Here is a 15,724-nt window from a genome sequence, read left to right on the forward strand (position 1 = left end):
CGCCGCGATCAGAAGGAGACCCTGCATGCCATCCCTGACCGAATGGAAGGTGCCGGCCGCCGTGCAGCCGCGCGCGGACGAATTTGCGTTCGATCTGGAGGCCACGCTCGAGGCGGTGGTCGGGCTGCACTGCATCGTCCCGGAAGACGCCTTCACCGCGCAGACGCTCGGCACCGAGCGCGCCGGTAACGGCGTGCTGATCGACAAGGGATTGATCCTCACCATCGGCTATCTGATCACCGAGGCCGAGACGATCTGGGTGCATCTCGGCGACGGCCGCGTGGTGCCCGGCCATGCGCTTGGCGTCGATCCGGAGAGCGGCTTCGGCCTGGTGCAGGCGCTCGGCGAGATCGATATTGCCCCCTTGCCGCTCGGCGTTTCCGGCAGGGCGAAGATCGGCGATGCCGTGGTGGTCGGCGGCGTCGGCGGGCGCACCCGCTCGGTCGCCGGCAAGATCGCCGCGGTGCAGGAATTCGCCGGCTACTGGGAATATCTGCTGGACGACGCGATCTTCACGCATCCCGCACACCCGAATTGGGGCGGCGCTGCGCTGATCAATGCCAAGGGTGAGTTGATCGGCATCGGGTCGCTGCAGATCGAGCGCGACCTCGGCGGCCGGAGCGAGCACCTCAATATGGTGGTGCCGATCGATCTGTTGAAGCCGGTGCTCGACGACCTCAGGAAGTTCGGCAAGGTCAACCGCCCGGCGCGGCCGTGGCTCGGGCTCTATGCCGCCGAGGTCGAGGACAAGGTGGTCGTGGTCGGCCTCGCCGCCCGCGGCCCCGCCGCGCGCGCCGAGTTGAAGACCGGCGACGTCATCCTCGCCGTCAATGGCGAGGAGGTGACGGATTCGGCGGAGTTTTACCGCGCGCTATGGGCGCTCGGCCCCGCCGGCATCGACGTGCCGCTCACGCTGTACCGTGGCGGCGACACGTTCGACGTCGAGCTGGTCTCGACCGATCGCAACCGGATGCTCAAGGCGCCGCGGATGCATTGAGGCCGGCGGTTATTCCTGCTTCAGATCCAGCTTGCGGATGATCTCGCCCCATTTGGTGATTTCGGACTTCACATAGCCCTGCGAGTCCGACGATGAGCCGCCGATCGTGCTGAAGCCGATGCGCTCGAATTGTTCGCGGATGCCCGAATCGGCCAGCGCGGTGTTGATGTCGTCGTTCAGCTTGGCGACCACGGCGGGCGGCGTCTGCGCCGGCACCATGAAGGCGACCCAGGTGGCGTCCTCGTCGTCGCTGAGGCCGAGTTCGCGCGCGGTCGGCACGTCCGGCAGAGACTTCATGCGGTCCTTGCTGGTGACGGCCAGCGCCTTGACCTGACCGCCCTTGACCAGTTCCATCGCCGCCGGCAGCGCCACGCTGGCCAGCGCGGTGTGACCGCCCATCACCGAGTTCAGCGCCGGGCCGGCGCCGGTGAATGGCGCATGTACGATCGTCACCTTGGCATTGAGGCGGAAGATCTTCTCGGCCGACAGGTGCGGCGTGGTGCCTACGCCGGCGGTGCCATAGGTGTAGTTCTCGGTCTTCGACGCCTCGATCACGTCGCGCAGCGTCTTCGCCTTCAGGCTTGGCGCGCCGACGATCAGGTTCGGCGTCGTGGCCGCCACGATCGCGGTGGTGAAATCGGCAGGATTGTAGCCGGCCTTCGACGACAGGCTCGGATTGACCGCGAAGGCGCTGGTTGTCACCAGCACGGTATAGCCGTTCGGCTCCGCCTTGGCGGTCGCGCCCGCGGCGATGTTGCCGCCGGCGCCGCCGCGGTTTTCGATCACCACCGGCTGCTTCCACTGCTCGTTGAGCTTCTGGCCGAGGATGCGGGCGATCAGGTCCGCCGGGCCGCCCGGCGCGAAGGCCACGACCAGCTTCACCGGCTGCGAGGGGTAGGGCTGCGCGGCGGCCGGCAGGGTGGAGCCGATCGTGACAGCGGCAAGCAGAGCGGCGAAAGCCGGACGGGTGACGGCGGATGACATGGCGTTTCCTCCTGGGATTGATCGGGCGCTTGGGCGCCGCTGGTCTTGTCGGGAGCTTAGGTCGTCTGGTCCTTGAACAACTCACCATGCGCGAGCGCGTGGCGGGCGATCTCGATGCGGGTGCCGATCCAGATGTCATCGCGCGCGAGCGCCAGTTTGATCATGGCGTCATAGGCCCAGGCGCCGGCCGGGCGGCCGAAGGCATGGGTATGCGCGGTGACGTCGAGCATGAACGGCGCATCGTCGGCATCAGGGGCGTTGTCGAGGATGGCGCGGAATTGCTCGACCAGAGCGGCCGGCGCATTGCCGTAGCGGATCGAATGCGGCAGGTCGTTGACGTCCATGGTCAGCGGAATGCCGACGATCGACGGACCGGAGGCGTCGCCCGAGGAGATGATCGCCGGCAGGTCGTCGTCGTTGCAGTCGCCGAACCAGACATAGCCTTCCTCGGCGAGCAGCCGTGGGCTGATCAGGCTGCCGGTGCCGCGCGGACTGATCCAGCCGAGCGGCCGTTCGCCGGTGATGCCCGCGATCAGGTCGCCGGTGCGGCGGATGTTGGCGCGCTCGCCGGCCTCGTCGAAATAGACCGGGATCACGTCCATGCCGTAGGAATGCGCCACGATCTCGTGGCCGGCAGCGTGCAGTTCGGCGAGCACCGTGGGATGCGTCTCCGCCAGCACGCCGTTGACCATGATGCTGGTCTTGACCTTGTTGGCCGCGGCGATCCGCGTCAGGCGCTGGATGCCGCGCACCGCGCCATAGCTCGCCCAGGAATGCGCGTTGGTATCGAAATAGCCCGGCTGCAGCACGTTGCCCATCGGCCCGATGCCCGGCGCCTTGCCGGGCGACCAGGCCTCATAAGCGAGGTTGAACACGACTGCGATCTTCGCGCCGTTCGGCCAGCGAAAATCCGACGTCGCGCGCTTGATGCGAAAGGTTTCGGCGTTGCTCATGGTCGTTTCCTCTCGTTTTTATTGTTGTTCAGGCGGTGATCGTGTTGTGGAGGATGCCGATGCCTTCGATTTCGGCGGTGACGCGGTCGCCGTCGACCAGGAAGCGCGGTGGCTCCATCGCATAGCCGACGCCGGACGGCGTGCCGGTGGCGATCACGTCGCCGGGCTCCAGCGTCAGGCCGCGCGACAGGTGCTCGATGATGGCGGGAATATCGAAGATCATCCGGCTGGTGCGGCTATCCTGGCGCAGCTCGCTATTGACCGTGCTGAAGATGCGGAGATCTTCGACGTTGGGCAGCGCCGAGGCGTGCACCACCACCGGCCCGAACGGGCAGGAGCGGTCCAGCCCCTTGCCCTTGAACCACTGGCCGTAGCGGCGCTGCGTGTCGCGGCCGGTGATGTCGTTGATGATCGAGTAGCCGAAGATGTGGGAATAGGCGTCGGCGGCTGCAATGTTGGAGCCCTTGGTGCCGATGATGACGGCGAGTTCGACCTCGTAGTCGAGCTGCGCGGTGACGTTGGCGTGCTGCGGAATGGTCTCGCCGTCGGCGATCACCGCGGTCGGCGGCTTGGTGAAGAATTCCGGCACGGCCGGCAGCGGCACCGGGGCCTTGCCCTGCGCGCGCATGCCTTCGTCGATATGTTCCTTGTAGTTCCGGCCGACGCAGAACACGTTCTTCTTCGGCCGCGGAATCGGCGCCAGGATTTTCAGCGACGCGCGCGGCAGCAGGTTCTTCGCCGACGACTGCAACTCGCGCACGGTCGCGATGCCGGCCTCGCCGGCTTCCGCGAGATCGCCGACATGGCGCGGCGCGGTCTGTTTCGACGGCCAGGCGGCCGTGAGGTCGAGCACCTGCTCGCCGATCAGGAGGCCGAGGTGGCTGTCGTTGCCGGCTTCGAAGGTCAGAAAGATCATGATGGGTTTCCGTCTTTGTCGGTGATGTCGAATTCGGTGAGGGAGGATGCCGCCTGCTCGCGCAGCACGCGGACATGGCGTCGCGCCACCGCCTCGGCGCGGTCGGGATCCCGGGCCTCAATGGCGTCGATGATGTCGAAGTGCTCGTGGAAGGATTGCGCGCCGCGATCGAGCCGCTCGATGAAGCGCAGCCCGGCCATTTTGAGATGGCCGAACGAGTCCCAGGTCTTTTCCAGCAGCGTGTTGCGGCTCTCGCGCATCAGCAGGGCATGGAAGGCGGTATTGGCCGCGGCATAGTCGGCCGGACGCGCCAGCGCGCCAGCCTCGTCGAAACTGGCGAATACCGCGCGCAGACGCGCGCAGACGTCGGCTGAGCCGTGAGCTGCGACGTCGCGCGCGGCAAGCCCTTCCAGCATTTCGCGGATTGCCAGCCATTCTAGATATTCGGCCAGCGAGGTCGGCATCAGCCGGGCGCCGCGGCGCGGGCGAAATGCGATCAGCCCTTCCTGCTCGAGCCGGCGCATCGCTTCCCGCACCGGGGTCCGGCTGACGCCAAGCTCGGCGGCCAGCTCTTCCTCCCGCACGCGGACCGGCGCGGTGATCCCGGCCGCGCGCAGCCCGAGGCTGGCTTTCAGCGCGGAATAGACTTCGTCTCGTAGGTAAGGGCGGGCAGCAATTGGGCTCATGGATTTTGTATATGTATACAAAATTGGATTGTCTATTGAAAATCATTGATCTGTCGTAGCCCGGATGAGCTCTGTTCCCGGATAGCAGCACCGCGACGCTGCGCGCCGCTATCCGGGCTACCGATCGCCGCAGGTTAATGCGCGTGGCCAGCACCGGCCGGGGCCTGGGCGCCGATGCCGGCAACATCGAGTTCGACGTCGATCTTGCCGGCCTTCTCGAAGGTCAGCTGCGCCTTGACCTTGTCGCCCTGCTTGAAGGGGGCGGGGAGGTTGAGCAGCATCAGATGATAACCGCCGGGCTCCAGCTTCACGGTGGCGCCGGGCTTGATCTCGAGACCACGGCCGAGTTCGCGCATCTTCATCACGCCGTCCGTCATGGTCATTTCGTGGGCCTCGATCTTGCCGCCATTGCCGAAGCTGCCGCCGGTGAGGCGGTCGCTGGTCTTGCCCATGTTCATGATCGTGAGGTAGCCGCCGGCGAGCTTGGCGCCGGGCGGGGTCGCGCGGGTCCACGGCGCGGTGATCATCAACTCGCCGGCCTGCGCCATCGCGGCCATCGCCGGCTTCGTGGATGCCGCAAGCTGCAGCATCGGGGCAGGGGATTTCAGCGCATGCGGGTCCTGGCCGGCGGCGGGGATCTCGGCCCAGTTCTCGGAGCCGGCCTCGCAGCTCTGCAGCGTCGGGAAGTACAGCGGCGCATCGGTCTTCAACTCCGCCGGCAGATAGCCGGTGAAGACGAACTCGTCATAGAAGTCGTTGTCGAGCTTGCCGGTCCAGCTGATCTCCTGCACGCCTTCGGAGGCCTTCATGCCGTGCATGAACTCGTAGGATTTCGCATAGGCGCCCTTCTTCGCGTCGATGCTCCAGCCCGGCTTCGGCATCGGCTTCACCGCGACCATGCCCTCGGGAATGGTCACGGTGATCTTGGTCGTGGCCGACGCCTTGCAGCCATGCGGCACCGCCAGCACGGCGCGATAAGATCCGCCCACCGTGGCGGTGCCGCTTTGCAGGAAGACGTGGGCGTGAGACGGCGCCGCGAGGGCGGCGAGGCCGGCAGCGAGCGCGAGCGTGGAGAGGTTCTTCATGGTAGGTCCTTTCGTTGGATGCTTGGTCATGGCGATCACCAGCGGGCCTTGATGCCGGCATAGACGGCGCGGCCGAAGCCGGGCTCGAACAGCGTCGAATTCGCATTGGCCCTGTCGATGATGCTGGCCGAGGCGATGTAGGTGGTATTGGCGATGTTGCGGGCCTCGATATAGCCGGAATAGGTGCCGCCATTGTCGACGCCGGCCTTGAGGCCCCAGATCGCATAGGGTTCGGTCTTCAGCGTGTTGGCGCTGTCGACGTAATAGGATTCCGGCACCCATTCGAGATTGGGGCCGATGTAGAAGCCGTTGGCGTGCTTGTAGAGCAGTTCGGCGCGCAAATAATGGTTGGGCGCGCCGGGCAGCAGGTTGTTGCCGTAGACCGCGTCGTTGTCGAAGCGGAAGTCGTTCAGCGTGTAAGCCATGTTGAGCCACAGCCGGTCGGGCTGCTCGCCGACGGCGAACAGGCCCTTCATCACGGCGATGCCGAGGCCGGCCTCGATACCCTGATGGATGGAGCGGTCGGCGTTGGTGACGTTGCAATTGCCGAATACGCTGTACAGGCACAGCAACTCGTTCTTGATCTCGGCGCGGTAGCCGGTCAGCTCCCAGGTGAGGTCGGGCCGCCGGCCACGGGTGCCGATCTCATAGGTCGTGGCGCGTTGCGGCTTGATGCTGGTGAAGGGGATCGTCGGGATGCCTGCACCCGACGAGCTTTCGCCGAAGCTCGGCACTTCGGCGCTGCGCGAGACATTGGCATAAGCCTGCCAGGTCGGATCGATCTGCCACAACAGGCCCGCCTTCGGGCTCCACAGGTTGAATTCGGTCGAGCCTGAATTGTCGCCGTCGCTCAGGAAACGATCCCGGCGATTGCGTGTCGCGTAGAGGAACTGGGTGCCGGCAATCGCCGCCACGCTCGGCAGAAAATAGAACGAATTCTCGGCATAGACCGAGGTGTTCTTCGACGAGTCGACCGATGATGAAGCCAGCGCGCCCTTCTGACCGCCCACATTGACGTATTGCGTGTTGTCGATGCGGCCGTTGACGAGGTTGACGCCGGCGGTGAACACGTTGCGGTAGCCGCCGATGAAGCGGTCGTCGGTGAGCTTCGCGAAGCCGCCATAGTCCTGGTAGTGATAGTCCAGCACCTGGAAGATCGGGTGCATCAGGTGGCGATCGACGCCGAACACGCCGAAATCTACTGTGGTGTTGTCAAAGCGGATCGTGGTCTTGTTGGCGAGCCGCACGGTGTCGATATTGCGCTGCTGGTCGCCGCTGATGTTGCCGGCGGCGGCGGTGGTCGGCGAGTTCAGCGCCGAGGCCCTGGTCACCGAGCCGGGAATCCGCTGCCGCACCTCGTTGGCGTTGAGATAGAACCGGGTCTCGAAATCCGGCGAGAACTGGTAGCCGACATTGCCGCTGACGCGGGTCGATGTGCCCCAGCTATGATCGCGAAAACCGTCGGTCGATTGCGTCGAGGCGGTGAGGAAGCCGTCCCACGGGCCGTTGGCGCCGCCGGCGCTGGCCTGCACGCGACGATAGCCGAACGCGCCCATGTCGATGCTGGCGCTGTTGGGGAACGGATCGCGGCCGGTCGGAGTGACGAAGTTGATCGCGCCGCCCATCGAATTGGCGCCGAACCGCAGCGCGTTGCCGCCCTTGTAGACCTCGACATATTTGTAGGCGGTCGGATCGATCTCCTGAAAATCGCCATAGCCATCCGAGGTGTTGATCGGGATGCCGTCCATATAGAGCTGTACGCCGCGCAGATGGAAATTGCGCGACAGGCCGGAGCCGCGGATCGACAGCCGCGTGTCGTCGCCCCATTTCGGTTGCGCGATCACGCCCGGCACATAATCGAGGATGTCCTTGATCGAGTTGCTGACGGTCGAGTTGCGCCAGACATCGGCCGTCACCAGCGCGACGCCGCCCGGCGTTCGCTGGATTTCGCGGAGCGCCTGCTGCGCGGTGGCGACGGTGAGCGAGCCCGGTACGCCCGGCGCCTGGGCGGTTTGCGCCGATGCCACCACCGGCTGACGCGAGGCGCGTGTCGAGGTGGTTGTGGCGCGACGGGCCGGTCGGGCGGCAGCGCGCTTTTGCTGCGGGGCATCGACGGTCACGGACGGCAGCTCGGTCTGTGAACCGGCTTGCGCGGAGGCGGCATCCGAGAAGGTCGCGCTGGATAGCAGCGCAGCCGCGGATGCCAGCGAAGCGCTGCGCAGCCGCAGGGATACGGAAAACATGGGTTAACTCCACCGGATTGATATGACGAGATGGGCGCGCGGGATCGCGCGGGACGTCAGATCAGTCGCGGCGGGGCACGGGCCTGATGGTCGGTGGCGGCCAACCGCGCAATAATGGCGGCCTCGCGGGCGATGGTCGGTGCGATGGTGATCGCGATCCGCGTGGTGAGGAACTCGGTCGGCTGCGGCGGCGCGCCGGGCGCGTGCGCGAATACGCAGACCGGGCAATGCACCGCGACCTGGCCGGGGCTCTTGCCGGCGTCGCCATGGTCCGGATTGACGGCGCAGATCTCGAAGCCGGCGGCGTAGAGCGCCGGCGACACCGAGGCCAGCAGCAGGCTGGAGAGGATGACGTTGAGCACGAGCGCATAGGCCGCGGCGAGCGATGCCACGGTGCCAAACCGGCGTCTGTGCGAATGCTGCTTCAAAGAACTTTCCTCATCCCCCAACTAGCATGGCAGGGGACGCTGTCAAAGAGCACAGATTTCGTCTGCGGCGCTCGGACAACAGGTCTACAGCACCACGATGCCGGCGTGCTTGGCCTTGTCGTCGGGCTCGACATGGATGGTGATCAGCGCCTCGCCGATCTCCTCCCGGATCGCGATCTCGAGCGTGTCGCAGATCTCGTGCGCGTCGCTGACGGTGGTGGTGCCCGGCACCACCAAATGAAAGTCGATGAAGGTCATGCGGCCGGCGCGGCGGGTGCGCAGGTCGTGCGCCTCGATCGCGCCACCCGATTGGGTCGAGATGATCTTCTTGATGGCCAGCAGCGTCGTCGGCGGAATCGACTCGTCCATCAGCCCGCTGAGCGATTCCTTCATCAGGGCCCAGCCGGCCCACAGGATATTGAGCGCCACCAAAGCGGCGAGGATCGGATCGAGGATCGGAATGTTCAGGACAGCGGCAACGCCGACGCCGCCCAGCACGCCGATCGACGACACCACGTCAGTCAGGAGGTGGCGGCCGTCGGCCACCAGCGCCGGCGAGCGCCGGCTGCGGCCGAACCGCATCAGCACCCAGGCCCAGATCGCATTGAGTGCGGTGGCCAGGCCGTTGACGGCCAGCCCCAGCCAGGGCGCATCGAGCGCGCGCGGCGCCAGATAGCTGGCATAGGCCTCGTGGAGAATCAGGATCGCGGCCAGCACGATCAGCACGCCTTCCAGCACGGCGGAGAAATATTCCGCCTTGTGGTGCCCGTAGGGATGTTCCTCGTCGGCCGGCTTGGCACTCAGGCTGATCGCCATCAGCGCCACGACGGCCGTCACCACATTGACGATGCTTTCGATCGCGTCCGACAGCAGCGCGACGCTGCCGGTGAGGTGATAGGCGACATATTTCAGGCCGAGGACGGCGAAGCCCACGACGATGCTGCCCTGCGCCAGACTGCGAACGCTTGTCATCATCTATGCTCATTGAGGGACGCGGCAAGCGCGGCTGTGTGCTCTAGTATGGCGTCGCCGGAGATGCAAGGCGCATTCCCATAGCTGCGATTGCTTCGCATTACGACTGGCATTTGAGCGGCGATGCTGCGAAGTCGCGCTTGATTCCGCGGCGTTACCAAGGCAGTTTGAAACGATCGTCGGACCCGATCTGATCGGGTGGCTCGGCCGGGCGCCTATCCCCCGGAAACCCCTCAGCGCAATCAGAAATTTTCTGCTTTCGGTAGATCGGGCATGGCCCGTCAGCCGCGCTGACCCTATCGGTCTTTCCCCATGACATTCGTCGAACGCTTCCGCCGCGAATGGTTGAGCAATATTCCCACTGAACTCTTATCCGGTACGCTGGTCGCGCTGGCGCTGATTCCGGAAGCGATCGGATTCTCCATCGTCGCCGGCGTCGATCCCAAAATCGGGCTCTATGCCTCGTTCTCGATCGCGGTGGTCACCGCCATCGTCGGCGGGCGTCCGGCGATGATCTCTGCCGCCACGGCCTCCACCGCGGTGCTGATGATCACGCTCGTGCGCGACCACGGCCTGCAATATCTGTTCGCCGCGACCGTGCTGATGGGCCTGATCCAGATCGTCGCTGGCGCGCTGCGGCTGGGCCTCCTGATGAAATTCGTGTCGCGCTCGGTGATGACCGGCTTCGTCAATGCGCTGGCGATCCTGATCTTCATGGCGCAGCTGCCGCAGCTGATAAATGTGGGCTGGCCAACCTACCCGATGGTCGCCGCCGGCCTCGGCATCATCTATTTGTTCCCCTACGTCACGAAGCGCGTGCCGTCGGCGCTGGTCGCCATCATCGTGCTCACGGCGTTCACGCTGCTTTCCGGAATCAAGTTGCGCACCGTCGGCGACATGGGCGAGTTGCCGTCCTCGCTGCCGTTCTTCGCGCTGCCGCAGGTGCCGTTCAATTTCGAAACGCTGCGGATCATCCTGCCCTATTCGCTGACCATGGCGGCCGTCGGCCTGCTGGAATCGCTGCTCACGGCGTCGATCGTCGACGACATGACCGACACGTCCAGCAACAAGAACCGCGAATGTGTCGGCCAGGGCGTCGCCAATTTCGTCACTGGCTTTCTCGGCGCGATGGGCGGCTGCGCGATGATCGGGCAGTCCGTCATCAACGTCACCGCCGGCGCGCGGACGCGGCTGTCGACGCTGTTCGCCGGTTGCCTGCTGCTGTTCCTGATCGTGGTGCTCGGCGACTGGGTGAAACAGATCCCGATGGCGGCTTTGGTCGCCGTCATGATCATGGTGTCGATCTCGACCTTCTCGTGGTCGTCGGTCACCAACCTGCGCTCGCATCCGCTGAGCTCCAGCGTGGTGATGCTGACGGTGGTGGTCCTCGTGGTCGTCACCGGTGATCTGTCGATGGGCGTGCTGGGTGGCGTGGTGATGAGCGGCGTGTTCTTCGCCGCCAAGGTGGCGCGGTTGCTCGATGTCGGCTCGGAGCGCAGCGCGGACGGCGGCGGCATCACCTACCGCGTCCGGGGCCAGGTGTTCTTCGCCTCGACGCAGAGCCTGATCGACGCCTTCGATTACCAGGACGTGCCGGCGCGCGTCTGCATCGACGTCAGCGCGGCGCATTTCTGGGACATCAGCGCGATCGGCGCACTGGACGATATCGTGCTGAAGCTGCGCCGCCATGGCGCGGACGTCGAGGTGATGGGGCTGAACCAGGCCAGCGAGACCATGGTCGAAAAATTCGGAACGCATCACCGCGCTCAGACACCCTGAAGTGGTGGTGGCTGTGGCGCTTGCATCACACCCTGCGCAAAAAGCCCCGCCATGGCGCCGTTGACACGAATGTCACTTTCCTAAGTTCGCTGCAGGCCCCAACCGATGGGGGGACGGATCGCGCTACCAAGCGCGGTTCCATTGGTAGTGACGACTGGGAATGATGATGACGGGTTTTGGCGGATCACGCGGGTTGCGCTTGCTGGCGCTGTTGATGGTGTCGGCCTCGCTGGCCGGCTGCGCCAGCAGCGGTGGCGGGCTCGGCGGTTTTGCCGGGGGCGCGTCGGCGAAATATGCCTCCATGACCGATGGTGGCCATGAACTGCCCCCCATCGATGTCAGCGAGATCGACCCGGCGATGCTGCGCCAGCCGGTCGAGTACCGCACGCGGGAACCTGCCGGCACCATCATCGTCGATACCGCCGCGCGCCATCTTTATCTGGTCGAGGGCAACGGCCGCGCGATGCGCTACGGCATCGGGGTCGGCAAGGCGGGCCTGGCGTTTGCCGGCAACGCCGTGATCAAGCGCAAGGCGGAATGGCCGCATTGGAGCCCGACCGAGAACATGATGAACCGCGAGCCGGCGCGCTATCGCCACATGGCCAGCGGTCTGCAGGGCGGCATCGACAATCCGCTCGGCCCGCGCGCGATGTATCTGTATCAGGGCGACCGCGACACCATGTTCCGGATCCACGGCACCACCGAGCCGGCGACCATCGGCCATGCCGTCTCCAGCGGCTGCATCCGGCTGATGAACCAGGACATCATCGACCTCTACAGCCGCGTCCAGACCGGCAGCCGCGTGGTCGTGATCCAGGGCGGCCGCTCGGCGGAGTCGTAAGACGGCTCATTTCAGGATGAGACGCACCGGCACTGATTTCGCCGCGGGGACCATGCTCTCCTCGGCGTAATGCCCGACCGGGACCAGCACGTTACATTCCGGATAATAGGCGCCGACGCTGCCGCGCGGGATGTTGTAGGAAAACACCTTCAGCCCGCGCATTTCGCGCGCCAGACCGTCCGGCGCATCGGTGGCGAGTCCAACCGCGTCGCCATCCTTCAGGCCGTAGTGCACGATATCTTCCGGGTTCATGAACAAAATCTCGCGGGTGCCGCTCACGTCGCGCATGCGATCTTCATAGCCGTAAATCGTGGTGTTGAACTGGTCGTTGGAGCGCAGTGTCATCAACCGAAGCAGGCCCGGCGCGTCGGCAAACCCGGTGGCCGAGAGTTGGGTCGGCGCGAAGAAGGTCGCCAGTCCGCTCTTGGTCGCGGTGAAGTCGCGACGGCGCGCCTTGTTGTCTCGATAGAAGCCGCCAGGCTTTTTCAGGCGCTGGTTGAAATCGTAGAACCACTCCGGATAGGTCTCGGCAATGGCGTCGCGCACCTTTGCGTAATCGGCGGTCCATGCCGTCCAGTCCAGTTTCGGATTGTCAGGCAGCGTCGCCTTGGCGATTTCCGCCACGATGGTGGCTTCAGCCAGCAGGTCCTTGCTGCTCGGCTCGACATCGCCGAACGACGGGTGAATGACGCTGGTGGAATCCTCCATCGATACGGTCTGCGGGCCGCTGGCCTGCACGTCGCGCTCGATCCGGCTGAGGCACGGCAACAAATAAGTCACCTCGCCGGGGACCAGATGGTTGCGGTTGAGCTTGGTCGCGATCTGTACCGAGAGCCGCAATCCGCCCCATGCCGGTTCCATGCGTTGGGTATCCGGAATGGCGCGCAGAAAATTCCCGCCGAGGGCGATGAAGCCGCGGACGTCGCCTTTCAAGATTCCTTCGCAGGCTTCGACGGTGTTGAGGCCCTTGTCGCGCGGCGGTTCGAAGCCGTACTGCGTAGCCAACTTGTCCAGCGGCACCAGTTCAGGATTTTCGGAGATGCCGACGGTGCGCTGGCCCTGCACATTGGAATGGCCGCGCACCGGGCACGGACCGGCGCCGGGCTTGCCGATATTGCCGCGCAGCAGCAGCAGGTTGCAGGCCATGTGGACGTTCTGCACGCCGAAGCGATGCTGCGTCAGCCCCATGCCGTAGACCAGGATCACGGCCTTGGCGCGGGCATAGGTTTCCGCAGCAGTTTCGATGTCGGAGCGCGACAGCGAAGTTTCTTGCTCGATCTCCGCCCAGTCGGCGGCGCGGCAGAACGTGGCGAGTTCCTCGAAGCCGGAGGTGTGGGTGGCAATGAATTCGTGGTCCAGCACGCGTGCGCCGCCTGTCGCAGTAGCCGCGTCGTCTCGTTCGATCAGCCATTTGCACATGCCGGTCATCACGGCGATGTCACTGCCCGGACGCGGCTGGTAATATTGCGTGCTGATCGCGGTCGAGGAGCCCGTCACCATCTGCAACGGCGACTGCGGATTGGTGAACTCCTCCAGGCCGCGTTCACGCAGCGGATTGAAGGTGATGATCGGCACGCCGCGTTTTGCCGCGGGCTGCAACTCGTGCAGCATACGCGGGCTGTTGGAGCCGACATTCTGGCCGAAGAACAGGATGCAGTCGGTGTGTTCGAAGTCCTCCAGCTTGACGGTGCCGACCGGCACGCCGATCGCCGACTTCAAGCCGACCGAGGTCGACTCATGGCACATGTTCGAGCTGTCGGGCAGGTTGTTGTTGCCGTACATGCGCGCCAGCAGGCCGTACATGTAGGACGTTTCCAGCGAGGCTCGGCCGGAGGCATAGAACACCACCGACTTTGGCTTCAACGCCTTCAACTCGCGGCCGATCTCGGCGAAGGCCTCTTCCCATTGGCAAGGCACATATTTGTCGGTGGCGGCGTCGTAGCGCATCGGTGCGGTCAGTCGGCCCTGATGCTCCAGATCGAAGTCAGGCCACGTCCGCAATTCGGTCAGCGTGTGTTTGGCGAAGAATTCCGGCGTGCAGCGGTGCCGAGTCAGGTCCCAAGCCGTCGCCTTGGCGCCGTTCTCGCAAAATTCAGCCGGGCTCAGCTTGTCCGGTTTGCCCCAAGCGCAGCTTACGCATGCAAACCCGTCATCCTTGTTCTGCCGAAGCAATTGCCGGCCGAGCGTGACCGGGTTGGGTTGTTCGCGCAGCACGACGGACGTCAGACCCCGCAGCGACCCCCATCCGCCGACTGCCCCATCATATTGGTGCACAGGCTCTTCGGTCGCAGCAGGAGCGGCGATGATCTCGGCATTCGACATGTGGATTCCATTCGACAACAGGCTTCGAAGCCGGCTTGCGGCCAGCGGCGCCGGTCAATGAACAGTCACCATTGCGCTATGTTCCAGAGTTGACCGCTCTTGCCCGTGCTTCAAGAGTAGGCCGCGACATAATCTTGTCGATTTTCTCCACTAGCTGAACGGCTTAGCGGGGGCGCTCTTTTTCATTCATATTGGACTGGGACACCCCATGCCCCTGATTTCCCCCGCCCGCTCCACCTCCGCGCTGCTGACATCCGGCGTCGCGCGCCTCGAGGGGATGCTGAAGCTGACCACCGCCATCCTGGCGCTGGCGGCGGGGGTCTACACCTATCTCGGCGTTCGCGAATTGCTGAACGGCAGCCCGACCACGGTGTTCTTCGCCGCGGTGATCTATTCGGTTGCGGTCTCGGTCGGCATCTATGCGTTCTGGGTGTTCCTGATGCAGTTCATGCCGCATGTGGTCGACCGCCGCGGCCGCAACCTGATGTTCGGCTGCATGCTGCTGGGATCGCTGATGATCGTGGCGATGTCGTCGTGGCTGAACGCCTCGGCGCTGGCCGGCGCCGCCGCGATCCAGCAACATCTCAGCATTACCGTGCAGAACTACACCCGCGACCTCGACACCGCGAACACCAACGCCATCGCCGCGCAGGGCCTGCTGCCCGATATCCAGCTGGCGTCGTCGCGCTTTGCCCGCCTCGCCGATGCCGAGCGGACGGGATTGCTGACCGGAACCTCGGGGTCCGGCACGGTGGTGCAGTTGCTGACCCAGATGTCCGGGCAGCTCGACAGTCTCGGCCAGGAAGTGCAGGCCTCCGGCAAGCGCGTCACCTCGCTGTTCGAGCAGGGCGGCAAGCATCTGGCCAGGATGCGCGAGCTGATCTCCGACCGTGGCCCGATCTCCACCCGCAGCGACGCCTTTGCCTCCGAATCCCTGGCGCTGATGGGCGTGATCGCCAATTTGCAGCAGACCTCGGTGGCGCCCGCGGTGAAGCGCGCGTCCGCGTCGCTGACCGCCGGTTTCATCGCGCCGGCCGCCGGCGGCCGCGGCGATCTTGCCGACCGGCAGACCGCCGTGGTCAGCAAGGTCGAAGGCTCGATCAACGCGCAGGCCGCGTCACTGTCGGATGCCGCCGACAAGATCCTGCAGACGCCGCGGGTCGAGCCGGCCCGGTTCCAGGCGATGTCGCCGGCGGAAGCGGTGCTGCGTTACGCCGGCGATTTCATCCCGAGCTGGGCCGGCGCCATCTCGATCGACCTGATGCCGGCGGTGCTGGTGCTGATCCTCTGCGTGGTGCACGCCGCGATCCGCCGCGAGGGGCAGCCTTCGAGCCATGCGACGGATATGACCGTCGGCGAGATGATGATGGCGCTGAAGATGGCGAGGGAGATCGAGACCGCACGCCATGCGGTGCCGGAGGGGACGACGCCGGATGGCGATGCCGCGGCCATTCCCGAAGCGGCGAGCGACGAGAACGTCACGCCGCTGTCCTCGGCGCGGCACACCAAGTAACCGCG

General features: G+C 65.3%; 13 protein-coding genes and 1 other annotated feature. Of the genes, 4 read left to right on the plus strand and 9 right to left on the minus strand.

Going from position 1 to position 15,724, the window contains the following annotated elements:
- Nucleotides 1-25: 25 nt before the first annotated feature.
- Nucleotides 26-997 (plus strand): S1C family serine protease, encoded by a 972-nt coding sequence (locus FNL56_RS04250; protein ID WP_143571744.1) that lies wholly within the window; start codon nucleotides 26-28, stop codon nucleotides 995-997.
- 9 nt (nucleotides 998-1,006) lie between these two features.
- Here FNL56_RS04250 and FNL56_RS04255 read toward each other — a convergent pair whose 3' ends face one another.
- The 8 genes from FNL56_RS04255 to FNL56_RS04290 all read right to left on the minus strand — a co-directional run bounded on the left by FNL56_RS04255 (nucleotide 1,007) and on the right by FNL56_RS04290 (nucleotide 9,264).
- Nucleotides 1,007-1,981 (minus strand): Bug family tripartite tricarboxylate transporter substrate binding protein, encoded by a 975-nt coding sequence (locus FNL56_RS04255; protein WP_143571745.1) that lies wholly within the window; start codon nucleotides 1,979-1,981, stop codon nucleotides 1,007-1,009.
- Between the two features lie 56 nt (nucleotides 1,982-2,037).
- Nucleotides 2,038-2,934, minus strand: coding sequence for a polysaccharide deacetylase family protein (locus FNL56_RS04260; RefSeq protein WP_143571746.1), 897 nt, complete (start codon nucleotides 2,932-2,934; stop codon nucleotides 2,038-2,040).
- 28 nt (nucleotides 2,935-2,962) lie between these two features.
- Nucleotides 2,963-3,850 (minus strand): fumarylacetoacetate hydrolase family protein, encoded by an 888-nt coding sequence (locus tag FNL56_RS04265; RefSeq protein WP_143571747.1) that lies wholly within the window; start codon nucleotides 3,848-3,850, stop codon nucleotides 2,963-2,965.
- Complete coding sequence (locus FNL56_RS04270; RefSeq protein WP_143571748.1) at nucleotides 3,847-4,536, minus strand: GntR family transcriptional regulator; 690 nt, start codon at nucleotides 4,534-4,536, stop codon at nucleotides 3,847-3,849. Before FNL56_RS04270 ends, FNL56_RS04265 begins: the two co-directional genes overlap by 4 nt.
- Before the next feature lie 134 nt (nucleotides 4,537-4,670).
- Complete coding sequence (locus FNL56_RS04275; protein ID WP_143578549.1) at nucleotides 4,671-5,621, minus strand: DUF1775 domain-containing protein; 951 nt, start codon at nucleotides 5,619-5,621, stop codon at nucleotides 4,671-4,673.
- Nucleotides 5,622-5,656: 35 nt separating this feature from the next.
- On the minus strand, nucleotides 5,657-7,864 hold the full coding sequence (locus tag FNL56_RS04280; RefSeq protein WP_143571750.1) for a TonB-dependent receptor family protein: 2,208 nt from the start codon (nucleotides 7,862-7,864) through the stop codon (nucleotides 5,657-5,659).
- A 56-nt stretch (nucleotides 7,865-7,920) separates the two neighbouring features.
- On the minus strand, nucleotides 7,921-8,292 hold the full coding sequence (locus tag FNL56_RS04285; protein WP_143571751.1) for a DUF2946 family protein: 372 nt from the start codon (nucleotides 8,290-8,292) through the stop codon (nucleotides 7,921-7,923).
- An 84-nt stretch (nucleotides 8,293-8,376) separates the two neighbouring features.
- Nucleotides 8,377-9,264 carry a cation diffusion facilitator family transporter gene (locus FNL56_RS04290; RefSeq protein ID WP_143576011.1) on the minus strand — a complete coding sequence of 296 codons (888 nt, stop codon included), beginning with the start codon at nucleotides 9,262-9,264 and terminating at the stop codon, nucleotides 8,377-8,379.
- Nucleotides 9,265-9,442: 178 nt separating this feature from the next.
- Nucleotides 9,443-9,496, plus strand: a sequence feature (sul1 is cis-regulatory element that is thought to sense ions involved in sulfur or methionine metabolism; They are found in Alphaproteobacteria).
- An 80-nt stretch (nucleotides 9,497-9,576) separates the two neighbouring features.
- Here FNL56_RS04290 and FNL56_RS04295 point away from each other — a divergent pair.
- Both FNL56_RS04295 and FNL56_RS04300 read left to right on the plus strand, forming a co-directional pair.
- Nucleotides 9,577-11,043 carry a SulP family inorganic anion transporter gene (locus tag FNL56_RS04295; protein WP_143577519.1) on the plus strand — a complete coding sequence of 489 codons (1,467 nt, stop codon included), beginning with the start codon at nucleotides 9,577-9,579 and terminating at the stop codon, nucleotides 11,041-11,043.
- A gap of 166 nt (nucleotides 11,044-11,209) precedes the next feature.
- A complete protein-coding gene (locus FNL56_RS04300; RefSeq protein WP_246660853.1) occupies nucleotides 11,210-11,884 on the plus strand; it encodes a L,D-transpeptidase in 675 nt (224 codons plus the stop codon).
- A gap of 6 nt (nucleotides 11,885-11,890) precedes the next feature.
- Here FNL56_RS04300 and FNL56_RS04305 read toward each other — a convergent pair whose 3' ends face one another.
- Nucleotides 11,891-14,206, minus strand: coding sequence for an FdhF/YdeP family oxidoreductase (locus FNL56_RS04305; RefSeq protein ID WP_143571753.1), 2,316 nt, complete (start codon nucleotides 14,204-14,206; stop codon nucleotides 11,891-11,893).
- Between the two features lie 208 nt (nucleotides 14,207-14,414).
- On the opposite strand from FNL56_RS04305, the gene FNL56_RS04310 reads away from it, so the two are divergent.
- Entirely contained in the window at nucleotides 14,415-15,719 is a 1,305-nt protein-coding gene (locus tag FNL56_RS04310) for a hypothetical protein (protein WP_143571754.1), read from the plus strand.
- Nucleotides 15,720-15,724 lie beyond the last annotated feature (5 nt).

Origin of the sequence: Tardiphaga sp. vice304, from assembly GCF_007018905.1 — a bacterium.
Lineage (GTDB): Bacteria > Pseudomonadota > Alphaproteobacteria > Rhizobiales > Xanthobacteraceae > Tardiphaga.